At 51.1% G+C, this 21227-nt stretch carries 23 protein-coding genes; 16 read left to right on the forward strand and 7 right to left on the reverse strand.

Annotation, left to right across the window (positions count from 1 at the left end; translation table 11 throughout):
• Nucleotides 1-615: 615 nt before the first annotated feature.
• The 8 genes from WC593_00520 (at nucleotide 616) to WC593_00555 (ending at nucleotide 3736) form a co-directional block, all read left to right on the forward strand.
• Nucleotides 616-879 (forward strand): hypothetical protein, encoded by a 264-nt coding sequence (locus WC593_00520; GenBank protein MFA4823618.1) that lies wholly within the window; start codon nucleotides 616-618, stop codon nucleotides 877-879.
• Nucleotides 880-1080: 201 nt separating this feature from the next.
• On the forward strand, nucleotides 1081-1284 hold the full coding sequence (locus tag WC593_00525) for a hypothetical protein (GenBank protein MFA4823619.1): 204 nt from the start codon (nucleotides 1081-1083) through the stop codon (nucleotides 1282-1284).
• On the forward strand, nucleotides 1281-1676 hold the full coding sequence (locus tag WC593_00530) for a hypothetical protein (protein MFA4823620.1): 396 nt from the start codon (nucleotides 1281-1283) through the stop codon (nucleotides 1674-1676). Before WC593_00525 ends, WC593_00530 begins: the two co-directional genes overlap by 4 nt.
• Nucleotides 1673-2080 carry a hypothetical protein gene (locus tag WC593_00535; GenBank protein ID MFA4823621.1) on the forward strand — a complete coding sequence of 136 codons (408 nt, stop codon included), beginning with the start codon at nucleotides 1673-1675 and terminating at the stop codon, nucleotides 2078-2080. The genes WC593_00530 and WC593_00535 overlap by 4 nt, the downstream gene beginning before the upstream one ends.
• Complete coding sequence (locus tag WC593_00540; protein MFA4823622.1) at nucleotides 2077-2493, forward strand: hypothetical protein; 417 nt, start codon at nucleotides 2077-2079, stop codon at nucleotides 2491-2493. The genes WC593_00535 and WC593_00540 overlap by 4 nt, the downstream gene beginning before the upstream one ends.
• Complete coding sequence (locus tag WC593_00545) at nucleotides 2490-2861, forward strand: hypothetical protein (protein ID MFA4823623.1); 372 nt, start codon at nucleotides 2490-2492, stop codon at nucleotides 2859-2861. Before WC593_00540 ends, WC593_00545 begins: the two co-directional genes overlap by 4 nt.
• A complete protein-coding gene (locus tag WC593_00550) occupies nucleotides 2851-3090 on the forward strand; it encodes a hypothetical protein (GenBank protein MFA4823624.1) in 240 nt (79 codons plus the stop codon). The genes WC593_00545 and WC593_00550 overlap by 11 nt, the downstream gene beginning before the upstream one ends.
• Nucleotides 3083-3736 carry a hypothetical protein gene (locus WC593_00555; GenBank protein ID MFA4823625.1) on the forward strand — a complete coding sequence of 218 codons (654 nt, stop codon included), beginning with the start codon at nucleotides 3083-3085 and terminating at the stop codon, nucleotides 3734-3736. Before WC593_00550 ends, WC593_00555 begins: the two co-directional genes overlap by 8 nt.
• A 73-nt stretch (nucleotides 3737-3809) precedes the next feature.
• Here WC593_00555 and WC593_00560 read toward each other — a convergent pair whose 3' ends face one another.
• Both WC593_00560 and WC593_00565 read right to left on the reverse strand, forming a co-directional pair.
• The gene (locus WC593_00560; GenBank protein ID MFA4823626.1) at nucleotides 3810-4211 is read right to left on the reverse strand and encodes a HEPN domain-containing protein; all 402 of its coding nucleotides are present in this window, start codon (nucleotides 4209-4211) and stop codon (nucleotides 3810-3812) included.
• Complete coding sequence (locus tag WC593_00565) at nucleotides 4189-4512, reverse strand: nucleotidyltransferase domain-containing protein (protein MFA4823627.1); 324 nt, start codon at nucleotides 4510-4512, stop codon at nucleotides 4189-4191. Before WC593_00565 ends, WC593_00560 begins: the two co-directional genes overlap by 23 nt.
• 68 nt (nucleotides 4513-4580) lie before the next feature.
• Here WC593_00565 and WC593_00570 point away from each other — a divergent pair, with 68 nt between their 5' ends.
• Nucleotides 4581-4724 carry a hypothetical protein gene (locus WC593_00570; protein ID MFA4823628.1) on the forward strand — a complete coding sequence of 48 codons (144 nt, stop codon included), beginning with the start codon at nucleotides 4581-4583 and terminating at the stop codon, nucleotides 4722-4724.
• An 891-nt stretch (nucleotides 4725-5615) separates the two neighbouring features.
• Here the strand turns inward: WC593_00570 and WC593_00575 are convergent.
• A complete protein-coding gene (locus WC593_00575; GenBank protein ID MFA4823629.1) occupies nucleotides 5616-6764 on the reverse strand; it encodes a hypothetical protein in 1149 nt (382 codons plus the stop codon).
• Between the two features lie 173 nt (nucleotides 6765-6937).
• On the opposite strand from WC593_00575, the gene WC593_00580 reads away from it, so the two are divergent.
• Nucleotides 6938-7297, forward strand: coding sequence for a hypothetical protein (locus tag WC593_00580; protein MFA4823630.1), 360 nt, complete (start codon nucleotides 6938-6940; stop codon nucleotides 7295-7297).
• Nucleotides 7298-7431: 134 nt separating this feature from the next.
• On the opposite strand, the gene WC593_00585 is transcribed toward WC593_00580, so the two are convergent.
• From WC593_00585 to WC593_00600, 4 genes are all read right to left on the reverse strand, one after another.
• Nucleotides 7432-7761: a P-II family nitrogen regulator gene (locus WC593_00585; protein ID MFA4823631.1), complete on the reverse strand. Its 330-nt coding sequence runs from the start codon at nucleotides 7759-7761 to the stop codon at nucleotides 7432-7434.
• A 15-nt stretch (nucleotides 7762-7776) separates the two neighbouring features.
• Nucleotides 7777-8991 carry an ammonium transporter gene (locus tag WC593_00590; protein MFA4823632.1) on the reverse strand — a complete coding sequence of 405 codons (1215 nt, stop codon included), beginning with the start codon at nucleotides 8989-8991 and terminating at the stop codon, nucleotides 7777-7779.
• Between the two features lie 547 nt (nucleotides 8992-9538).
• Complete coding sequence (locus WC593_00595) at nucleotides 9539-10735, reverse strand: ammonium transporter (protein ID MFA4823633.1); 1197 nt, start codon at nucleotides 10733-10735, stop codon at nucleotides 9539-9541.
• Between the two features lie 220 nt (nucleotides 10736-10955).
• Nucleotides 10956-12281: a glutamine synthetase family protein gene (locus WC593_00600; GenBank protein MFA4823634.1), complete on the reverse strand. Its 1326-nt coding sequence runs from the start codon at nucleotides 12279-12281 to the stop codon at nucleotides 10956-10958.
• Nucleotides 12282-12401: 120 nt separating this feature from the next.
• Between WC593_00600 and WC593_00605 the strand changes: the two genes are divergently transcribed.
• From WC593_00605 to WC593_00630, 6 genes are all read left to right on the forward strand, one after another.
• Nucleotides 12402-13454, forward strand: coding sequence for a glutamine amidotransferase family protein (locus tag WC593_00605; GenBank protein MFA4823635.1), 1053 nt, complete (start codon nucleotides 12402-12404; stop codon nucleotides 13452-13454).
• Nucleotides 13451-14962 carry a glutamate synthase-related protein gene (locus WC593_00610; GenBank protein ID MFA4823636.1) on the forward strand — a complete coding sequence of 504 codons (1512 nt, stop codon included), beginning with the start codon at nucleotides 13451-13453 and terminating at the stop codon, nucleotides 14960-14962. Before WC593_00605 ends, WC593_00610 begins: the two co-directional genes overlap by 4 nt.
• 5 nt (nucleotides 14963-14967) lie before the next feature.
• Nucleotides 14968-15711, forward strand: a complete 744-nt coding sequence (locus WC593_00615; GenBank protein ID MFA4823637.1) for a hypothetical protein — start codon at nucleotides 14968-14970, stop codon at nucleotides 15709-15711.
• Nucleotides 15712-15716: 5 nt separating this feature from the next.
• A complete protein-coding gene (locus WC593_00620; GenBank protein MFA4823638.1) occupies nucleotides 15717-16739 on the forward strand; it encodes a Coenzyme F420 hydrogenase/dehydrogenase, beta subunit C-terminal domain in 1023 nt (340 codons plus the stop codon).
• Between the two features lie 809 nt (nucleotides 16740-17548).
• Nucleotides 17549-19423, forward strand: coding sequence for a response regulator (locus WC593_00625; GenBank protein MFA4823639.1), 1875 nt, complete (start codon nucleotides 17549-17551; stop codon nucleotides 19421-19423).
• An 89-nt stretch (nucleotides 19424-19512) separates the two neighbouring features.
• The gene (locus WC593_00630; protein MFA4823640.1) at nucleotides 19513-20901 is read left to right on the forward strand and encodes a histidine kinase dimerization/phosphoacceptor domain -containing protein; all 1389 of its coding nucleotides are present in this window, start codon (nucleotides 19513-19515) and stop codon (nucleotides 20899-20901) included.
• The last annotated feature ends 326 nt before the right edge of the window (nucleotides 20902-21227 follow it).

A 21227-nucleotide genomic window follows, 5' to 3' on the forward strand; every position in this document is an offset into this window, starting at 1 on the left:
GGGGTAATGACCCTAGGGGTAAATAAGCCCTATACGGGCTTCTTTTCCTGTTTTCAGATTCTGGTCAATACCGGAAAACCCCGATAATTCCCTATTTGGGGTTCCTGTGGAGAATATGCCTGAATATCGCCCCGATTGCCAAAATAATGGTGGAAACGACCTCGCCCAAAGCCCGCCAAGGGCCTTTGGGCCGAGGCTTTTTTCGCCACCTAGTTTATCCCATCCGGGCCCGGAAACCCTGCCGGAATGCGAATAGGGGGGCTCTTTTTTTTCGGGGATGGGATCAAAATTTGGGTTTTGGCAATTTGAAAAAACGTTCGATGCGGCCGTCCGAGCGTGTGTGCAGAATGAGTAAAGTTTTACCGGGCAAGACTTCAAAAATCTCATTGAACTTCCTCAAACTTTTGCGGCACCTCCCGCTCCCGAAATCCCATTTAACCACAAGATTCATCATATTCAGCAAATTTCCAGAAAATTTCAGCCGCGCACGGGAAATTCTCCAGTAAAAATCCCAAAATAACAATCGTACGGGCAGATTTTTCCCAAAAACGATTCGTATAACCCGCAGGTTACGGGTAATTTAAATATGCGAATAATCCAGTTTTGTTTATTACAATGTTCCGGGAAATCGCAGCGTACCTGAAAATGAGGCTGAAAAAGACGGCAAAGGCCATTAAGGCCGGATTTGTTTCCGTCACCTATCACCGGGTTACCCCCTCCGTTTCAGCGTACCTTCCGTTCTCCGGATACGTAATCCCAACCGGTGCAGTACAGGCATTGAACCTGGGGCTGCGGTACAGGATCACGAGCGGCCACGCCCCGATATTTTCGCTCTTCACGTTTTTTGGTAATAGTCAGACGCCGGTATCCGGTACCTGAGTAGTTCTTGTGGCTGTCATCCGACAGGGGACCTGCCGAATAAAAAAGCAGGCATCATCGATCGGAATTCCAGCCCGGGCTCTACCCGGAAACACCGGGTGCCGTCGTCTTTTTTAAACAACATGAACGAGTGGCCGTTCCAAAGTCCCTCTCGTTTAAAGGAAAGTGCGGGTGAACATCAGGAAAAAATCGGTGGAAATTATGCAGAACACATCTGCCAACAAGCCCTCGAGGATTAATCAGGCAAAAACAGAGGCGAACGAAAAACTTACGGGCCTCTCCAGTAGTGGAAAAATCATCGTCGAATTCGGGTACGGAAAGATCGCAATAACAGAAGATAAGCGATCCCGGGTCCCGGCACGGAGCAACTGCAGTACCATTGTGGCAGGGCGGTGTGCAGCATGACACCAAGTGCGCTTCACACGATCTCACGGAAGGCTGCCCAGTACCTCAATCATCGCGGTTACGCATTGATCCGCTCTGTCTCGCTCCGGGAGCGCGATGCACCCGAGACGTTTGTCTGCACGCGGTTCACCGGAGAGATTCTCCATGTGAAACTGAAGATCTGCCCCAACACCCTCAGTACTATCGCGGAAGTTGCCCGGTACTGTGAAGATGAGATCCGTGTCCTCCGGAAACAGATGAAGAACAATCCACCGAAACCCGGCGAGCACTACGAGATCCTGGTAACGACCCTCGGCAAACATTTTGCCGTAGAGGTCCAGCCGGACCAGCTCATGGATAACCGGACCGGTGCTGTTCTTATCCAGTGCCCCCTTGGAGGAGTGTGGGCATGACCAGCCGACGCTGCACGCTGATCGAGCAGGGAGCAAAGGAACTCCTTCAGATCCACGGGTTCACGGTCCGGGTCATACCCCCGGTCGGATTCGACAAGCGGCTGCCCCCGGCCCACCTTGTCGCATCCAGGGGACTTAACGAGACGCGGTATATCAGGATACGGAAAATATCCCATTCGCCTGTTGCCGTTGACACCATTGCGACAAAATACGCCGGTGATATCGCGATGTTCCGCAAGCATCTCTCGCGCCATCCGGGAGAGACCGGGCTCCACTGCGAGATCTGGGTGTATTCCCTGTCGTACGGTTTCCGGTGTTTCGAGGTACAACAAGAGAGCGTGCGGGAGATCCCGAAACTCTCGCTCCACAGCCACGCCATTTCCCACGCCGGAGGCGCAGCATGACTGCCGTTCACCGCATGAATGCACTGAAACAGCAGGCCGGCACCATTCTCCTGACCAAGGGCTATGAGCCGTTGATCGTGAGTGATACCCGGAGTTCCCGGTACTCCGCGTACGATCTCATGGCTGCAAGGGAACTTAGCGAAGGGATCTTCGATGTCGTGATGGTGAAGCTGAAGATCTCCCTGCACCCGATCATGTCACCGGCCGAGGCAGCGGTTTTCTGTCGTGATGAGATCCGCTGCACGAAGAAATTCTTCGATCATGTCCAGGGGGAGGCCAATCCCTCGCGGTTCGAAGTCTGGATCTCCGTTCCCTCGAACAGGTTCCTGGTCTTTGAGATTACCCGTGACGGGATACGCGAAATTCTTTCACCCGAAGAACAGGTCGGGCTACAGCAGGGGCGTGCAGCATGATTGCCCGGAGTGCGTTCAACACCGCACGGGAACGGGCCATGGAGCTGCTCATCTCGCGGGGCTACGAGCCGTTCCTGCCGGTCGGGAGCAGTTTTCTCTCGCAGTATATCCCGCTCCATCTCGTAGGGATGCGGAGCGATTACGAGACGCTTGCGGTGAAACTGCGGCTGGCGAAGGGCTCGGTGAGCGGGCCGTACGTTGCATCGTTCTGCCGGTTTGAGATCTGCCAGTTCCGTTCGCTGATGACAATGGACCCGGGCAATGGGTATATCCGCTGCGAGGTCTGGGTCGTGTCTACGAACGGTTCGATCCACTGCTACGAAGTGCTGCCAAAGGAGATCCGCGAGGTGGTGGCATATGCCCGGTGAGGCAGGGTGCCCGGTAGCTGCGATCGAGAATATCGAGGGTATCCCGCTCTTCCTGATCCCAAAAGCGATCGCGGACCAGATTAAGAAGAAACGCGAAGCGGTCTTCCTCATCACGGTCGAAAAGCGGTTTCACCATCGATATACTGTTGTTGTGGAGACCCGTGACGAATATGTGCAGAGGGTTAAGCAGGAGGGCGCTGCCCGGGTGGAAGGTGACGGGCATGGCTGACCGGACATTTTTCTCACCACAGGACAGAGCCAGGATCCGGGAGTTGATGTGCGGATTATCGCTGCGGAATGCAATGCCTGATGATGCGCTGCGTGAACAATTATGTGACTGGTGTTATAAAAAAAAAGGAGGGAGATGCATGCCTGAAGATACGTATGAGATTCTCACGGAAATAAAATACCGGCCGGCAATCAAAGAACAGACCGAGGAAGAAGCCCGCCGGGGGCTGCTGGAGGGAGAGGAGTTCATGGTCCTTGAGATCCAGGCAGTCGGGATGGTGGAGGTGTTCGAAGGAAAGGATTCGCTCACGATCGATTATCTTGCCGCGTGCAACGAGAAGGCACTCACCTCACCGTGGATGAAGGAGAGAATGAGCCTGCTCTCGGATATCTGCGAAGGAACGGTCATGGTGCTGGACCATCACGTGAGAACCCGGCTCTTCCGCAAGCTCCAGGAACAAGAGGATCAGGAGCTGTGCCTGTACCGGTTGTCGGTATGGTGTTCGATGGGAGATGACGGTTCGCAGCGCTGGAGTATCCGGGACCAGATCGACCCGGTGTTTGAGCAGGAGGACCGGCTTGTGGGGAAGCGGGCCAGGGAGGCGAGGCGGCTGGCGGGGAAGGTGATGGGGGAGATGGCGGGGTGATACCCGTTCTTATGTGCTTAGAGCAGTGCGGACATCACCTATCTACGGGTTTAAGGCAGCTCTTTTCGGACATTTAGTTGCCTGCCAGTGATTTGAGCAGGGTATTCACCCATTCATGCACTCGCTCAGCTACTGCCAGTGCTTCCTGGAACTCTTCAGCAGTGACCGGTTCATAGAGTCCGGGATAACGGGTGTGAACCGCATACTCGGTGAGGTCTACGGCAGATTTCACATCCTCAGGAATTTTCACACCGCCCTGTTCAAGAGTTTCAAGCAGGCGGGCGATGATATGGGTATGCGGGCTCTCCTGGTCTTCTGCCACCAGCAATGCTTTGAGCGATTTCTCTACAGCCTGCTGGCAATCAAAACAGAGGTCTTCGTACAGAATGGTCTCCCGTACCTTTCCTGCCCGTGCCCGGTCAAGATTACTTTGAGCACGGCTGAGCCATTGTTCAACCAGCGTGCGGTTTTTCATAAATGATCTTTCCGTCCCGGGCAATGTCACGATAGATGAGATACGGGTTATCCTTGTTTTTCGAGAATATATCCGAGGCTTCCACAATCAGTTCAACCGGGACGCCTACGCCATAGAGCGCACGATACAGTTTGCGTGCCAGCGGGCGCCTTTGGGTAATACCGTCTTTCAAGACGCAGATGTCGAAATCGGAATCTTCCCGTGCGTCTCCTCGTGCACGCGATCCGAACAGGATGATGGTATCCGGGTCGAGCGTACGGACAATGACATCGATGATCCGTGAAAGTGCCGAGTCCGTCATGTAGTGTCTCATCTTTCATTGTTGGGAGGAATTATCAACGTTTGGTTACCGGGAGATGATCGCATCTTTTGTTTTTTGCAAAGGCAAGCGGAGGAGCGGTCGCGGTTGCATCGGTGATGGAAACATTACGAACCGTACCCGAAACCAGCCGTGCGATGAATGCGGCACGACCGGGTCTATACGAAATTGTTCCGGCACTGTCACGCCCCTGAATGTGTCTGGTCCTGAAAACCGATCAATGGTATTGCGTTGCTCCCCATGGATCCCATGATCCCTTTCGCGGCCGGGAAGAACAACAATCTCTGGAATTTTTTCTATGGACCAGTGGAGCAGATTGAGAAGATTTTCTCTGCGGCCGGGTACTCCCTCTGGTTCAATGCCCGCGGGGCGGGGGCTGCTCCTGGAATGATGCCATTGTTTTTTTATTCCTGAATATAGGGATGGGTAGGATCCGGGAGCTGGGGTGCGGGGAAGGTGATGGGGGAGAGGGGGGGTGACTACCTGTTCTTTCTTTTTATTCCTCCGTCGGGAACCCCGGGCATATGTGGGTCCGGAAGCCTGAGGGTAAATAAGCCCAATTCGGGCTCCTTTTACTAAAACCCTGTCCAAAAATCCCCCGTAAATCGGCTCGTTTCGGTTCGCGTGGAAAAAACGCTTAAATTTTGCCCTGTTTGTCAAAATGCGGGCGGAAACGCCCTCGTATAACGCTCACCAAAGGCCATTAAACCGAGGCAATTTCTGCCACATGGTTTAGCCCATCTGGGCCCCGGAAACCCTGCCGGAATGCCAATATGAGGCTCTTTTTTTCCGGGGAGGGTAAGAAAAAATCAGGTTTCGGAGAGTGAACGATGTAAGTTTGTTCGTGGAGCCGGGTGCGAGAACGGCGGGCTGATGTCCAGGCGCGTGTTTTAGCAGGAGTGAAGATCCAAGTAAAGGTACGCTCAATGGGGCTTTTGCCCCACGGCCAGCGTTGGCTTCCCCAACGGTGGTCAAACAGTGCAGACAGAATTAAACCCGGCAGGATATAATCTGGATTACGAGACAGCAGATTTAGAGAATATCTGCGAGGTTGCTCTTTCTTAAATCAAATAAATCCGGCGTCATCATTTCCGCGACTGTTCCTTTATCGAAAACGTATCGAGTACCTGGAGAGTAATCCTCGTACCGAGTGACGGCTGGATCGCTTCTAACCAGAGGAAGAATCCCACCTTGGGCGGTGTCGGGCGTTCGAATTTGAAGTGCCCGTCTCTGACCTGCACCATTTTATGGTATTCTTTCTTCTGCTTTGATCGCAGGTAGATGATCAGCTCAAATCCGGGAAGATCGGTTGCAATAATCGCTTTCGAATAATATTTTGAAAAATCTGCATACTCGATCTTTTTTCCTTTCACGGAAAGTCCATAACAATCACAAAGAGATTTTATTGCAGGGGGGAACAATCCGCCATACAGCACTTTTTTAACGATCTGCCCGGTCTGGCTTGTAATTTCCATGTTTTTCTTCCCCCCCGTTTTTGTGATCTCGGTAAAAAACTGGGTGCGCACTTCATCGTGATACCGTTTGTAATCAAACGGGTTTTTGGTCGGTATGTCCGTTGCCCGGATCAGTTTCGGGTGGTTTTCGGGATTGTTATAGAGGATGCGGGGGCGGTAATGTTTCACCAGCGATTTGATCTGTTCGCACGAGCTGGTGTTAATGATCGCATTTGTCTTGTCCTTTGCCAGCCGTTTGACAACAGAATAATTCGACAGATCAAATGAGGAGACTAAAAGGAAGGGGGTCACTTTCTGGTTGTAGAGGTAACCCAGAAGTTTTTTCTTGAATTCAATTTCTGCTTCAAATTCTTTTAAGTCTGCAGGCGATGTGACAACTTCAGCAAATGCAATATGGTTGTCCGAGTCGACAAGGAGCAGGTCAAACTCCGCAAGATCCTGACCGTTTCCCCGGACGGTGATATCTCCATATTTTGAATAAAAAATACCATTCTGGCCTAACTGGACATCCCCGCGCTGCCGGGGGGCATCTGCACCTTTCATGGCAAGATATTTAATCCGGTCTGAATTTTCTGAGATCTCTAAAAACATCTCGTATACGATCGCTTCGAACCAGCGTCCTTCTGCAGTCCGCATCGGTTCAATGTCCGGAGAGAAGAGTTTTTTCCGCTCGACCTTGTTCATGTGCCGCGTGGCGTTAAGGGCGATTTTGGCATTGGGTTTGAAATTTTTAAAATTTACATTCAGCCACGGGATCATAATTGCAGTATTAAATCTCCGCCATTATACTAAATAACAATCTGCTATAAAGGTGAAATTCATTTTTTGAAAAGTAGTAGTTAATTATTTATACTATGGAAGGATAGTTCCATCGTACCTTAGATCCGTACCGGATGTACGGGTTGAAGGGGATAAGAAGGGAGGGGAAAAAAATGGCAAGCGCAAAAAAAATAAACGGCGTGGATCCCGTGCCGCGGTATATCATGCCGGATGCATCGGAACCTGACTACCGGGCAATCCTTGAACAGTTGCAGGACTACCAGTCTTCGCTGATTGGTTCATCGTATTATTATATCCGTGCCGGGGAGGGGTCCTGCTCCCTGTGCCGGATAGTGCCGGGTGGTGGCAAGATCTACTTCCATGAAGTGGTGGATCATGAGAAACATGGGATTTCTGAAGACGATCTCGAAGAAGCAATACAGCAGGATACCGGTCAATTGACAATACCATCTCATTACCCGATATCTCCGCACATTGAACAGAAATTGCGGGTCCTGCTGGATTTTCAATAACCCTTTTTTTATTCACATCCAGATCATTTATCCGCGAGAAAATATTGTCGCATACGGTGTTTGCAAGGGCTAATAAAAACGAGAATAATCTGCCCCTGTTTAGTGAAAAAAATTTGATCTGATTCTTGTTTTTCTTATGTTTCAGTCTCTCCGGTCCGGATCCGGATCGACTTCTCGACCGGCAGGACAAAAATCTTGCCATCGCCAATCTTTCCGGTTCGTGCTGAATCGGTAATGGTGGCGATGAGGTTGTCGACATCGGTGTCCCGGACAACGATCTCAAGCTGTATCTTAGGCAGGAGATCAACGATCATCTGGCCCCCCCGGTATTCCAGGGTGATTCCCTTCTGTTCGCCCCTTCCCTTCACCTCGGTGATGGTCATACCGTTGAAACCTTTGTCCTCAAGTGCCTTTTTTACGAACTCGAATCGTTCCGGTTTGATGATTGCTTTTATCATTTTCATGTTGCATCCTCCTTTTCAGCAGCGCTCCCCGTGCTGGGAGATATCAAGGCCGACATACTCTTCTTCCTCTTTGACCCGCAGACCAATAGTTTTGTCGATGATGACTGCAAGGATGTAGGTGACGACAAACGCGTAGATGACCGCCGCGAATGCACCTGCCGCATTGGCAACGAACTGGTGAACGTTCCCCTCAAGCAGGCCGGATGCACCGTTGACTGCTGCGACAGCAAAGATACCTGTTGCGAGTGCTCCCCAGAGACCACCCATACCATGAATCGCCCATGCATCGAGGCTCTCATCGAGACCTTTTTTCATGCGGAAGAGCAGCATACCATAGCATATCACACCGCCAATCGCACCAATGAGAATCGCTGCCATCGGGGTCACATACCCTGCTGCCGGCGTGATTGCGACAAGACCGGCTATTGCGCCGCTGACTAACCCCAGCGAACTGGGTTTTCCATAAAGCCAGCTGACGAGGAGCCAGGCCATTGCACCTGCTGCTGCTGCGGTGTTTGTGGTCACAAATGCCTGGGCTGCAAGTCCGTTTGCGCCAAGCGCACTACCCGCATTAAACCCGAACCAGCCGAACCAGAGCAGGGCAGCGCCAAGGATCGTTAACGGGATGTTGTTGGGTTCCATGGAATACTTGCCAAAACCAACACGTTTTCCGATGACCAGGGCAAGAGCAAGTGCAGCAAATCCTGAGCTGATGTGAACGACCGTTCCACCGGCAAAGTCAAGCGCACCGAACTGTGCAGCCCAACCTCCACCCCACACCCAGTGGGCCAGGGGATCGTACACGATCGTGGTCCAGAGAAGTGCAAACACGAGATATGCACTGAATTTAATACGCTCTGCAAAACCCGAAGTCACAATTGCCATCGTTACCGTGGCAAAAACGAGCTGGAATACCATGAACAGCAGTCCGGGTATAGCGGTGCTGTAAGGGCCGGGGTCCATTCCCACATTGTTAAGCCCGAGGTATTGCAGGTTGCCGATAAACCCGTTGAGGGAATTAGCCGGATCATTTCCAAACGCCAGTGAGTACCCTATCACTACCCACTGGATACTTACAAGGGCAAAGGCGACGAACGACAGGGTGATCATGGAGATCAGATTTTTCCTGCGCACGAGCCCCCCATAGAAGAATCCCACCGCTGGCGTCATAAGCATCACGAGCGCCGTTGAAGCGAGGATCCATGCAGTTGCTCCAGTATCAATTGCCATTTTAGTTCACCTGTAAAAATAAAATTTGCATTGTCATGAGTGATGATTAAGGTATCTCTCCATAATCCCTGATTTCGATCGTGTAAGAGAACCTGTAAAGACTTCCACCCGACCAAAGCCGGATAGAAAGTCCGGTGAATTCATTGTTAGCGGGATGGCTGTCGTCATTTTGATCAGTTCTCTCTTTTTTGTTTAGTGATGTTGTTAGAAGGAAGTTGTATTCCTACGCATAAAAATATATCTATTGTACGTCGATTCCGCTTATTCAAAAAAACTTTCTCCAGTCAATAAATTAAAACAAATTTTAAAAAAAATGCTCTGTAAAATTTTTTTTTAATAATATATTGCCCCCCCCTCTTGCGCCACAAGTCCCCAGTTAGGGGGGGACGGGCGCAGCGCGATAGTCCGAGTAAGGTTACAGGTAAAACATCGTCATCGCAATGGGGGGTGCCCTAGTGGCGGGGGCGAAACCCCCGAGAGCGGTCGTCAGAGTTTTCTAAATAAATTCTACAGAGCAAAAAAAAGGATTAGTAAAAATAACTGAATTTCAGACTCGCTCTCCATGCTGGCAGATATCGAGACCCACATACTCTTCACTTTCGCTGACTCTCAAACCCATCACATGGTTAATGACGGTTGCAATAATGTACGTCATGACAAAGGCAAATACCATTGCCGCAACCGCACAAAATGCATTCACCATAAACTGGTGGACATTGCCTTCAATCAAACCTGAAAATCCCCCGATTGCTGCCGCAGCAAAAATGCCGGTTGCCAGGGTACCCCAGAGACCCCCCATACCATGGATGGCCCATGCATCAAGACTTTCGTCACATCTTTTCCTGACACGGAGGAGCATCATGCCATAACAGAGTACTCCGGCAACTGCTCCAATAAGGATTGAAACCAGTGGGCTGACAAAACCGGCTGCCGGTGTTATCGCAACCATTCCTGCAATTGCCCCACTCACCATGCCGAGCGAACTGGGTTTTCCGTGATACCAGCTGACAAACATCCAAGCCAGCGCACCCGCCGCTGCAGCAGTGTTTGTCGTGATGAATGCTGTTGCAGCGACACCGTTTACTGCAAGGGCACTTCCTGCATTGAACCCAAACCAGCCAAACCACAAAAGAGCTGCGCCGATAAGTGCCATTGGAATGTTGTGGGGTTCAAAGGCATACTCGCCATATCCGGCCCGGTTTTTAATGACCAGTGCCAGTGCAAGAGCTGCAAAACCCGAACAGATCTCAACAACCGTTCCCCCGGCAAAATCGATAAGGCCCAGTTGTTGTGCCCATCCCCCGCCCCATGCCCAGTGTGCAAGGGGACAGTATACGAGTGTAAGCCATACAATAACAAAAACGAGGAACGATGAGAACTTGATACGTTCGGCAACCGCTGAAGTAACAATTGTCACGGTGACTGAGGCAAAAAAGAGCTGGAACGCCATAAATACCAGCGGGGGGTATGTCCCGGATCCTGCATCCGCGCTGACCCCATTGAGCCCCAGGTAATCCAGATTGCCAATAATTCCGCCGATGTCAGGACCGAATGCAAGCGAGTACCCTATCAAAACCCAGTGGATACTCACCAGGGCGAGCACTACAAACGAGAGGGCAAGCATCGAAATAAAATTCTTCTTTCTTACTAATCCGCCATAAAAAAGCCCGACTCCGGGGGTCATCAGCATAACAAGCATTGCCGAGACCATGAGCCAGACTGTAACACCAGTATCCATAGCCATGTCTTTCACCTTTGATAGTTTTTTTCCTACGGGTAACCGTTCCTTTGGAAGAGACTATTCTGACTTGTGGCTTACCCCATACCGGAATGGTATGACAAACGCCACTAAGTACAAAATAGCCATTATTCCCCGATTATATCCCGGATTTTAGAACGGTCGACAGTAAGTTACTGGATTACAAGTCCGAACCTTGCCGATAAAAAATTTTAATTTTTTTTGATTAGTATGTTGCCAGGTAACGGTCCAGTTCCCACGGGTGAACTGCGAGCCGGAAGGCATCGGTTTCCATCTCTGCAATACGGGTTAAGTTCTCAACAACATGGTCGCCAAGAGTCTTGCAGATGACCTCATCCTTAAGCATTGCAGCATTCGCTTCAGCAAGGCTTGCGGGGAGCATTTCGATATGAAGTCTCTTCCTGTCTTTTGCATTGAGGTGATAGATGTTGGTATTCGTTGATTCCGGTGGCATGATCTTATTCTTGATCCCGTCAAGACCTGCTGCGAGCATGCAGGCAAAGGTAAGGTACGGGTTGCACATCGGATCAGGGCTGCGGAATTCTGCACGGGTGCTGTTGCCGCGGGCTGCGGGAACCCGGACAAGGGCAGAACGGTTGGCGGCACTCCAGGAAAGATAACAGGGTGCTTCATAACCCGGAACGAGACGCTTGTAGGAGTTGATAGTCGGATTGGCGACACGCGTGATTGCCTTTGCATGCTTTAAGAGACCGCCAATGTAGTACATCGCGGTATCGGAGATCTGAAGTTCAGCATTGGCATCAAAGAATGCATTCTTACCGTTCTTGGAAAGTGACCCGTGGGTGTGCATCCCGCTGCCGTTGATACCGGCAATCGGCTTTGCCATGAATGATGCATGGAGCCCATACTGCAGGGCAATCGACTTGGTTGCAAATTTGAACGTGATCACACGGTCAGCGGTGGTGAGCGCATCACCATATTTGAAATCAATCTCGTGCTGGCTGTCAGCGACTTCGTGGTGGGATGCTTCGATCTCGAATCCCATGTCACTCAGGGCAAGGACAACATCGCGCCGGACATCTTCTGCTGAATCGGTAGGTGCGAGATCAAAGTAAGCCCCATGATCTTCAAACTCCGTAGTGGGCACACCATCGTACATCTTGAACAGGAAAAACTCAAGTTCAGGTCCGGTGTTGAAGGTATACCCCATCTTTGCGGCTTCAGCCATGGTCTTGCGCAGGATGTACCGGGGGTCCCCGTCAAAAGGCTTGTTTCCGTACGTCTGCACATCGCAGATAAACCGGGCGACCTTTCCTTCCTGCGGTCTCCACGGGAGGACGGCATACGTTGCCGGGTCCGGTTTTAGGATCATATCGGATTCTTCAATCCGTGCGAATCCTTCAACAGATGATCCATCAAACCAGATACCTTCCGTAAGGGCTTTTTCAGCCTGGATGGAAGGGATAGCAACATTTTTTGGCATCCCCTGGATATCCGTGAACTGGAGACGAATGAATTTGACTTTGTCCGCCTCAATTTTCTTGAGCATCTTCGTTACGTCTGCTGACATAATGGAAGAAAGGTTCCACCCAATCGTATTTATATTTATTTTACTTACATTATTGAGCGAATGCTCACATTCAATTTCAAGAAATGCTTAGTATAATGGATCAGTGTTCTCTGTGATAATATGTGTGGTATAATTGGTGTAATTGACAGGCGCCGCCAGCTCATGGATGGCGGGAAGATCAGGGATTCGCTCGCCATGATGGATGAGCGGGGGAGCGGCGAAGGTGCCGGATATGTCGCATACGGTATATACCCGGATTACAAGGACTACTATGCCCTGCATGTATTCTTTGACAATATCCGCGAGAACAAGGGAGCCCTTGATACCCTGCTTGAGAAATGGGGTACGATTGTACACGATGAGCAGATCAAAACGTATGAACAGCCCAATATCCGGAAAGTCCACACCCCCTGGAGGTATTTCTTCCGTCCTGACCGCAGCCTGATGCCCAAAAGTACCACACCTGATGAAGATATCGTCACCCATCTGGTCATGAAGGTGAACGCAGAGAAGAACGGTGCGCTGATCTTCTCTTCAGGAAAAAACCTTGGCGTCTTCAAAGCAGCCGGCTGGCCGGAAGATGTGGCAAATTTTTACCGGATTGAGGATTACAAGGGATATCTCTGGCTTGCCCATAACCGGTACCCGACCAATACTTCCGGCTGGTGGGGAGGAGCGCATCCTTTCAATCTCCTCAACTGGAGTGTGGTGCATAACGGGGAGATCACCTCTTATGGTACAAACCGGCGCTACATTGAGAGTTATGGCTACAAGTGCACCATGTACACGGATACCGAAGTTGTTGCTTACCTCGTGGATCTGCTTGTACGGAAACACGGGCTCTCTGAGAAAATGGCCGTGCGGGCACTGGCCCCCCCCTTCTGGGAAGACATTGACCGGATGCCGCAAAAAGAACAGGAACTCAACCGGGCGATACGTCTCACGTATGGTCCTGCACTCATGAACGGTCCGTTTGCAATCTGTGTTGCGAACGAAAATGCACTGGTGGGATTCACGGACCGTATCAAACTCCGCCCCCTTGTCAGCGGGGAATCCGGAGACCGCCTCTACATCTCCAGCGAAGAAGCTGCAATACGGAGGATCGATCCGGATGTTGAGAACATCACCATGCCAAAAGCCGGCGAGCCGGTGATCGGGAGGGTGTACTCATGAGCATCGGGAGCACACCTCTCAAATTCAAAGTATCCATCGATCCTGACCGCTGTATGTCCTGCGGACGCTGTGTGGAAAACTGCTCGTACGGTGTCTACCGGAAAGAAGGAGACGATATAAAGATAAATTCCCGGAACTGTGTTGCCTGCCACCGCTGTCTTGCCTTCTGTCCGCGTGATGCGATCGATATTGAGGAAAAACCCAATGATTACCGGAGCCACCCGCTCTGGACCCGGGAAGTCAGGGAAGCGATCTTCAACCAGGCAAAAACCGGCAAAATTATCCTCGCAGGAATGGGAAATGCAAAACCCTACCCGGTCATCTTTGACCGGCTGGTGCTGGATGCCTGCCAGGTGACCAACCCGAGCATCGATCCCCTGCGTGAGCCCATGGAGCTGCGCACCTATATCGGGAAGAAACCTTCGAAGCTCACGTTAAGGGAGCTCCCGGATGGCGATGTCGAGCTCGTAACCAGACTCACCCCCAACCTCCAGATCGAGACCCCCATCATGATCGGGCACATGAGTTACGGAGCCATCAGCTTAAACGCCCAGACGGCGCTTGCAAAAGCCGTGAGCCGGATAGGTACTTTCATGGGAACCGGTGAAGGCGGTCTTCATGAGTCCCTCTACCCGTACCAGAAGAATATGATTGTACAGGTAGCATCGGGCCGGTTTGGCGTGGATATAAATTATCTTGAACGCGGAGCTGCCATTGAGATCAAGATCGGCCAGGGAGCAAAACCGGGCATTGGCGGGCACCTGCCGGGCGAGAAGGTCTGTGCTGATGTGTCTTGTACCCGTATGATCCCGGAAGGAAGCGACGCGATCAGCCCCGCCCCGCACCACGATATTTACAGTATCGAGGATCTCAAGCAGCTGGTACGCGGCCTCAAAGAAGCAACCGAATGGAAAAAACCGGTCTTTGTAAAGATCGCCGCCGTCCACAATTCATCTGCGATTGCTGCGGGGATTGCACGTTCCTCTGCTGATGCTGTCGTTATAGACGGGTTCCGTGGCGGAACCGGTGCAGCCCCCCGGGTCTTCCGGGATAACGTGGGTATCCCGGTTGAAGCCGCGGTTGCCAGCGTTGATGCCAAACTCCGCCAGCAGGGTATCCGGCACAAAGTCTCCATCATTGCAAGCGGCGGTATCCGCGAGAGTGCTGATGTAGCGAAGATCATATGTCTTGGTGCAGATGCCGTGTACATTGGCACTTCCGCACTGGTTGCCATGGGTTGCCGGGTCTGCGGCACCTGCTACCGGGGCAACTGTGCATGGGGTATTGCCACCCAGAAACCTGAACTGGTGAAGAGACTTGATCCCGAAACCAATTCCGTGCAGGTAGAAAATCTCATCCACGGGTGGACGCTTGAACTGGCAGAACTCATGGGGGCTGCCGGCATCAACAGTATCGAAAGCCTGCGGGGCAACCGCGACCGGCTCCGGGGTTACATGCTTGACGAAGGCCTGATGGAAGTCCTTGATGTCAAGACCGTGGGGGCGTAAAAGTGATGACTACGGTTCGCATCGATGCACACCAGCTCCATTACACCCTGTTAAACCAGCAGATCCGGGCTGCAATCGCCGGCGGCGCCAAAGAGATCATCATCGATAATGTCCTGGGCCAGCGTTTTATCGGTGATGGTGTAAGGGGCGATGGCGTCACTATCACGGTAAACGGTATCCCGGGCGGAGATCTGGGCATGTTCATGAGCGGTCCGACGGTCATTGTTCATGGCAACGCGGATCATGCTCCCGGAAACACGATGGACAAGGGCAAGGTAATTATCCACGGCAGCGCCGGTGACGCAGTTGCCCACAGCATGCGGGGCGGCAGGGTCTATGTCCGCGACAATATCGGGTACCGGGGCGGCATCCACATGAAACAGTATATGGAGAAACGACCGATCCTTGTAGTCGGCGGAGCAGCACGGGCATTCCTTGGCGAATACATGGCCGGGGGACTTCTCATTGTCCTGGGTCTTAACGGCGTGACTCCGATATCCGAGCGGGGTGTCGGAAGCGGCATCCATGGTGGCGAGATCCTGGTGCGGGGTCCGGTGGATGAAGAGTATCTCGGTGTCGGTGCAAAACAGACCCCGGCAACGGAAGAACAGAAAGCGATGATCAAACCGATCATTGAGGATTTTGCAAAAATGTTTAATCTCGACCCGGCTCCACTGCTGGCATCTGAATACACACGAATTGCACCGGCAAGTGCACGGCCGTTTGCAAACAAATACACATGGGAGTGAAGATGATGGCACTCAAAACTTATCTCGATTTAAAAAGCGAGGTCTGGGATACGGGCAAATGTTCAGGCTGCGGTGCCTGCGTGGCGGTCTGCCCGGCCGATGCCCTCTCCTTTGATGAGGGGGAGATGGTTCTTGCCCCGAAAAGCAACGGGTACTGCAAACAGGCAACCGACAGCGTGAGCTGCGGGGCGTGTTATTCGGTATGTCCGCGCATCGGGGAACAACCCGCAGTGACTCTCGGGAAGTATCTCGAACTCACCTGTGCGAAATCAGCCTTTGAAGTCCCGCATAAACAGAGCGGGGGGGCAGTCACGGCGATCCTTGCCAATGCCCTTGACCAGGGACTTATCGATGCCATTGTGACGGTCACAGAAGATCGCTGGACCCTTAAACCATCATCAGTCATCATCACGAAATCCGATGTACTCGTGCAGCAGGCCGGCAGCCGCTACAGCTGGTGGGTGCCCCTCCTTGCTGCGCTCAAGCATGCAGTCGTTGAACGAAAATTCAAGAGAATCGCGGTCATTGGTGTTCCCTGTGCAGTGCAGGCAGTTGCACGCATGCGGGAGAGCGATAATGATCTGCTCAAACCGTACGGGAATGCAATCCGGCTTGTCATCGGTTTGTTCTGCACCGAGACATTCGATTACACTGCGCTCATCCAGGGAAAACTCCGCACCGATTATAAGTTGGAGCCCCATGAGATCAAAAAACTGGATGTAAAAGGAAAACTCGAAGTCCTCAAACAGGATGGAACAACAACTATTGTGCCGCTCGCGGAACTGGAAACCTGCATCCGCAAAGGCTGCCACTACTGCACGGACCTCACCGCTGTGCTGTCAGATATTTCCGCAGGTGCGATCGGAAGCCCCGCGGGTACCACCACCCTGATCATCCGCACTCCTGCCGGCAAAGGATTCATTGACAGTGCCGTGCAGAACCACACACTTATCCTGACTCCGGGGGTCGATACTGCTCCAATCGAGAAGCTGGCGTCGGCTAAAATTAAGAAAAATGCAAAAAGATGAGTTCCTGTCCCGGCTACACTAGCAGGTTATGGAGAAAATGAATCCCGACATTATCCTGCCGGGATCATATTTTCCTTTTTTTAAAAATTTCCGTGCAAGACCTTGTTCTTTGACTGCCTCATTTTCTAAAAATCAGGCTCCCGGAAAAACGACTCTCACATTCGCATTCCGGCAGGGTTTCTCGGGTCCAATGGGCTAAACTAAGTGGCGAAAATAGCTTCGATTCCAGGGCCTTTGGCGTGCGATGGTCGAGGGTCTTTCCGCCCGTGTTTTGGCAAACGGAGCGATATATGGGCTCCATTATCATACGCACCGAAACGGACGGTTTTACGAGGTTTTCTGGATGAGGGTTTGACAAACGGAGCCCCAATTGAGCGTATTTTCCCTCAGTGTCCAGATTCCTGCACTCTAAAAGTCTCTGACGATGGGTAAACGAGAGGAGAACCCCTCATCCCCGCCACAATCCCAACCCCCTGCTTCAGAGGAATCATACCCCGGACATTGCTCCCCTCATAAACTTTGATCGGTGTTTGCCGGATTCCTGATCAGGACACCACAATTTTAATTAACAGGATCAATCCATCAGGCTATATTAATAAATTATGATAAAAGGTGAATTCGAAAAGATGGTGTGGTATCACGCTCGAAGACTCCTGATGAGTCTGGCATGGGATATGCTATTAACCAGCGGGAACCGGTTCAGTCTCCCGAACACACGGATGAAATGTATTATCTCTGGTAATACCCTTGAAACACGGAATACTCAAAATCATGGATCAGGATTATCAGAATCGTAAAGGAGCCTGGTAATGAGTGCTGAAGACAAAAAAATAAAAATTCTTGTTGTTGAGGATGAGAAGCTTATAGCCCTTGATATCCAGGAAAGCCTTATGAAACTCGGTTATGATGTTCCTGGTATCGCCATCAGTGGGGAGGGCGCTCTTGACGCGGTGCAGAAGGAAAAACCAGACATTGTCCTTATGGACATCTATCTTGGGGGAAGCCTCGATGGAATTCAGGCAGCAAAGATTATCCGGGATCGCGATAACCTCCCCGTTATCTACCTCACCGCCTATTCCGACACGGATACTCTGAAAAAAGCCTGTGATACAACACCTTACGGATACCTGCTCAAACCTTTTGATGGCCAGCAGGCCCGGGCCAGCATTGAGATGGCACTCGGTAAGCATGCAGTTGAGGAAAAACTGAAGTACAGCGAACGAACAAAAAACGTTCTTCTGAATGCCACCCCTGACTCACTCTTCTTAATTAATGGAGAGGGGGTAATCATTGCACTCAATAAGGCAATGGCGAAGCGGATTGGAAAGCCCGTCAAAGAGATTCTTGGGTTACACTATCTTGACCCGCTGATATCTGCCGTAATTCCGGTCAAAAAAGAGGATATCGATGCCACGATCCAATTAAAAGCACCATCCCATGAGGAAAAGGAGTACAACGGGAGATGGTTTGATGTCAGCATATACCCGGTTAATGAACAACCGGGGAGAACTTCTGACTTCGCTGTTTATTGTCACGATATCACGCCCCATAAGGAAGCGATTGAAAACCAGCTCAGGATAGCAAAACTGGAATCCCTCGGTCTTCTCGCCGGGGGAATAGCACACCAGTTCAACAATATTCTCACCAAGGTACTGGGGAATATCTCCCTTGTACAATCCCTGATCAATGACTCAGGGGAAGCGTCTTTACGTCTGTCATCTGCAGCAGAGGAAGTATACCAGGCCCGCCAGCTGACTGGCAGGCTTCTCACGTTCTCCCGTGGGGGCGAACCCGTCCGGAAGATTACCGATATTGTTCCTCTTATTGAAGGTGCTGTACAGCACGCAGTCTCTGATGCAGCATTCACCGTTCACTATTCCATTGATAAACCTCTGCCAAAAGCGTTTATTGACACTACCCAGATCATCGAAGCATTATTCCAGATCCTGGAAAATGCGGTCCATTCCATGCAAAAAGGCGGGGCAATACATATTGGCGTGCACAAAGATACTGTCGCGGTCACCACACCGATGCTCAAGAGCGGGGAGTATCTTGTCATCACGGTTAAAGATGAGGGAACAGGTATCCATGCGGAAAATCTGGGCAAGGTATTCGATATTTATTTCACAACCCGAAGTGGAAGACATGGACTCGGTCTGCCGATTGCACTCTCCATCATCCGCCGGCATGGGGGGGACATCAGGTTCACTTCGGAACCCGGAAAAGGAACTACCGTGAAGATCTTAATCCCGGTTGCGGAACCAGAAATGCCGAGGGAACGTGTGAAAAAATCAGCAATTCATGTGCTTATCATGGACGATGAATTTGCAATATGTGACATCGCCTCCACTTTCTTAACGAAGAAAGGTTATGTTGTAACTACGGCATCCCGGGGTGAGGATGCGATTGAGATGTACCAGTCCGCGATGAAAAGCCCTCACCCGGTTGATGTAGTCATCCTTGACCTCATCATTCCTGCCGGGCTTGGAGGAGTAGAGACTCTGGATTTCTTAAAGCGAGTGGACTCCGGGGTCCGGGCTATTGTCTCAAGCGGCTACTCTGATGATCCGGTCATGGCCAATCCCCGGCGTTACGGTTTTGCCGGGATCCTTCCCAAACCGTACCGGCTTTCCGATCTTGATGCAACTATCAGGGAGTTTGCCTTGGTAAAGCCTCCGGGTTAGCTGCGGCAGGAAACACCGGGAGGTTGGGTAATCATCTGGTTTTTCCCGCAGGTTCCCAGGCACCATGACGAGATGATTGAGGTAATAGTATGGAATCCACCCTAAGGACACACCTGTTGCAGGTAACAGCAGTCGCCGTTGCTACCGCAGCGGTTGTGATCCTGTCCGTCATCAGCATACTGCACGGGCAGCATACCATCTTTCCTTACTTTCTTCTCATCCCGATACTCTTTGTTGTCTGGTTCTGGCCAAAATACGGGGTTATCTATTCCGTTCTTCTCGGCTGGATATACCTCACAATAGTGTACTTCTTTTTTTCAGGGGATATCTCTAATCTTGCCAGCAGCACGGCATGGTTTTTTATTCTCGTCACTATCGGCATTGTCATGTCGTCTTTTTCTTTCGGTCAAAAAAGAGAGGAGCATAAATACAAGGCAATTTACGAAAGTTCCCAGGCGGGGCTGTTTACCTGCACTCCTGACTTAAAGCAGATCACCGGATCCAACCCGCAGTTAGGTATTCTCCTTGGGTATGATACAGCAGACCTGACGGGGAAGGATTTTGTGGTAATCCTGCCAGACGCTCCCTCCCGCGAATCGTTTTTTTCTGCGCTTAAGGATTCCGGTCATGTACGAAATCGGGAAGTTCAACTCCTGACCCGAGGGAGGGGGCCCGTATGGGTTCTGCTTTCCGCAGCCTTAGTTGACGAAACAACGGTAATCTGTTCGGTAATCGACCTGTCAGATCGTAAAAAGATTGAAGAAACTCTTCTTACCTTTAATGAAAACCTCGAAGAGGGCATTAAGAAACGCACCACTGAACTTAATGCTGCGCACCACGAGGAAATAACGTTACTGAGAGAGATTCATCACCGGGTAAAAAATAATCTCCAGCTGATTGCAAGCCTGTTAAATCTTCAGGTGCGTCGCACGGATGATGAGAACGTCCGTATAGCACTCACGGAAAGCCAGAACAGGGTACGGGCTATGGCAATCGTCCACCAGAAACTCCATGAATCTGAAAGTTTTACCCACGTCGACCTCCAGGAGTGTATCAGGTTTATGGTTCTTCAGATCTATCAAATCTTTAACACCGATACGCGAAAAATCCACCTGACAATCGAAGCAAAGGATATGATAATTGAGATTGACACTGCAATCACGGTTTGTCTGATAATCAATGAACTGGTAACGAATTCTCTTAATTATGCATTTCCGGCAAACCAGGACGGAAAAATCGAAATCCGCGGTCACAGGGAAACGGGAAAAATTATCCTCGTAATCGGGGATACCGGGGTTGGGATGCCCATAGGAGTTGACTGGAAACAACCGACAACTCTTGGTCTGATGATAGTGACCCAGCTTGTCCAGCAGATGTATGGCACCATTGACAAGCTTGATAGCAGCGGTACGGTTTTTCAAATAATTCTCGAGGAGCGGCCTGCCGTTACCATGCATTCGGTGTCCGGGCTTGAATGAGCAGGGGACAAAAACTGCGAATGGTTCCGGGGTATTATTGCCGGATAACCACAGGTCAAGGGAAACGATGCATTCGTTTGAGCGGTTCAGGATAAGAATGGGCAGCATTGACGCGCTTGTCTATGTCGTGGACCGGTAATCCTGCCACTTCCTCACTATCAATAGCTACGGGAAAAATTCACTGGACGATATTGATGGGGAGGTGTGCAGGCAGTCAGTCCAGGCCGGGCTATTGGGACTTTGCGCTTTCTGCACGAATGACAGGCTTGTACTCACCCGGGTGGAACAGAAAAATCGGGAACTCGCACGGGTCATCAACACAGCAT

It is taken from the genome of Methanoregula sp. (assembly GCA_041645435.1).
Taxonomy (GTDB): Archaea; Halobacteriota; Methanomicrobia; order Methanomicrobiales; family Methanospirillaceae; genus Methanoregula.

What these genes read in the sequence shown, in the direction of transcription:
- WC593_00520 (MFA4823618.1), top strand. Translation starts at nt 616, where the DNA reads ATGTTCCGGGAAATCGCAGCGTACCTGAAAATGAGGCTGAAAAAGACG.
- WC593_00525 (MFA4823619.1), top strand. Translation starts at nt 1,081, where the DNA reads ATGCAGAACACATCTGCCAACAAGCCCTCGAGGATTAATCAGGCAAAA.
- WC593_00530 (MFA4823620.1), top strand. Translation starts at nt 1,281, where the DNA reads ATGACACCAAGTGCGCTTCACACGATCTCACGGAAGGCTGCCCAGTAC.
- WC593_00535 (MFA4823621.1), top strand. Translation starts at nt 1,673, where the DNA reads ATGACCAGCCGACGCTGCACGCTGATCGAGCAGGGAGCAAAGGAACTC.
- WC593_00540 (MFA4823622.1), top strand. Translation starts at nt 2,077, where the DNA reads ATGACTGCCGTTCACCGCATGAATGCACTGAAACAGCAGGCCGGCACC.
- WC593_00545 (MFA4823623.1), top strand. Translation starts at nt 2,490, where the DNA reads ATGATTGCCCGGAGTGCGTTCAACACCGCACGGGAACGGGCCATGGAG.
- WC593_00550 (MFA4823624.1), top strand. Translation starts at nt 2,851, where the DNA reads ATGCCCGGTGAGGCAGGGTGCCCGGTAGCTGCGATCGAGAATATCGAG.
- WC593_00555 (MFA4823625.1), top strand. Translation starts at nt 3,083, where the DNA reads ATGGCTGACCGGACATTTTTCTCACCACAGGACAGAGCCAGGATCCGG.
- WC593_00560 (MFA4823626.1), bottom strand. Translation starts at nt 4,211, where the DNA reads ATGAAAAACCGCACGCTGGTTGAACAATGGCTCAGCCGTGCTCAAAGT.
- WC593_00565 (MFA4823627.1), bottom strand. Translation starts at nt 4,512, where the DNA reads ATGACGGACTCGGCACTTTCACGGATCATCGATGTCATTGTCCGTACG.
- WC593_00575 (MFA4823629.1), bottom strand. Translation starts at nt 6,764, where the DNA reads ATGATCCCGTGGCTGAATGTAAATTTTAAAAATTTCAAACCCAATGCC.
- WC593_00580 (MFA4823630.1), top strand. Translation starts at nt 6,938, where the DNA reads ATGGCAAGCGCAAAAAAAATAAACGGCGTGGATCCCGTGCCGCGGTAT.
- WC593_00585 (MFA4823631.1), bottom strand. Translation starts at nt 7,761, where the DNA reads ATGAAAATGATAAAAGCAATCATCAAACCGGAACGATTCGAGTTCGTA.
- WC593_00590 (MFA4823632.1), bottom strand. Translation starts at nt 8,991, where the DNA reads ATGGCAATTGATACTGGAGCAACTGCATGGATCCTCGCTTCAACGGCG.
- WC593_00595 (MFA4823633.1), bottom strand. Translation starts at nt 10,735, where the DNA reads ATGGCTATGGATACTGGTGTTACAGTCTGGCTCATGGTCTCGGCAATG.
- WC593_00600 (MFA4823634.1), bottom strand. Translation starts at nt 12,281, where the DNA reads ATGTCAGCAGACGTAACGAAGATGCTCAAGAAAATTGAGGCGGACAAA.
- WC593_00605 (MFA4823635.1), top strand. Translation starts at nt 12,402, where the DNA reads ATGTGTGGTATAATTGGTGTAATTGACAGGCGCCGCCAGCTCATGGAT.
- WC593_00610 (MFA4823636.1), top strand. Translation starts at nt 13,451, where the DNA reads ATGAGCATCGGGAGCACACCTCTCAAATTCAAAGTATCCATCGATCCT.
- WC593_00615 (MFA4823637.1), top strand. Translation starts at nt 14,968, where the DNA reads ATGACTACGGTTCGCATCGATGCACACCAGCTCCATTACACCCTGTTA.
- WC593_00620 (MFA4823638.1), top strand. Translation starts at nt 15,717, where the DNA reads ATGGCACTCAAAACTTATCTCGATTTAAAAAGCGAGGTCTGGGATACG.
- WC593_00625 (MFA4823639.1), top strand. Translation starts at nt 17,549, where the DNA reads ATGAGTGCTGAAGACAAAAAAATAAAAATTCTTGTTGTTGAGGATGAG.
- WC593_00630 (MFA4823640.1), top strand. Translation starts at nt 19,513, where the DNA reads ATGGAATCCACCCTAAGGACACACCTGTTGCAGGTAACAGCAGTCGCC.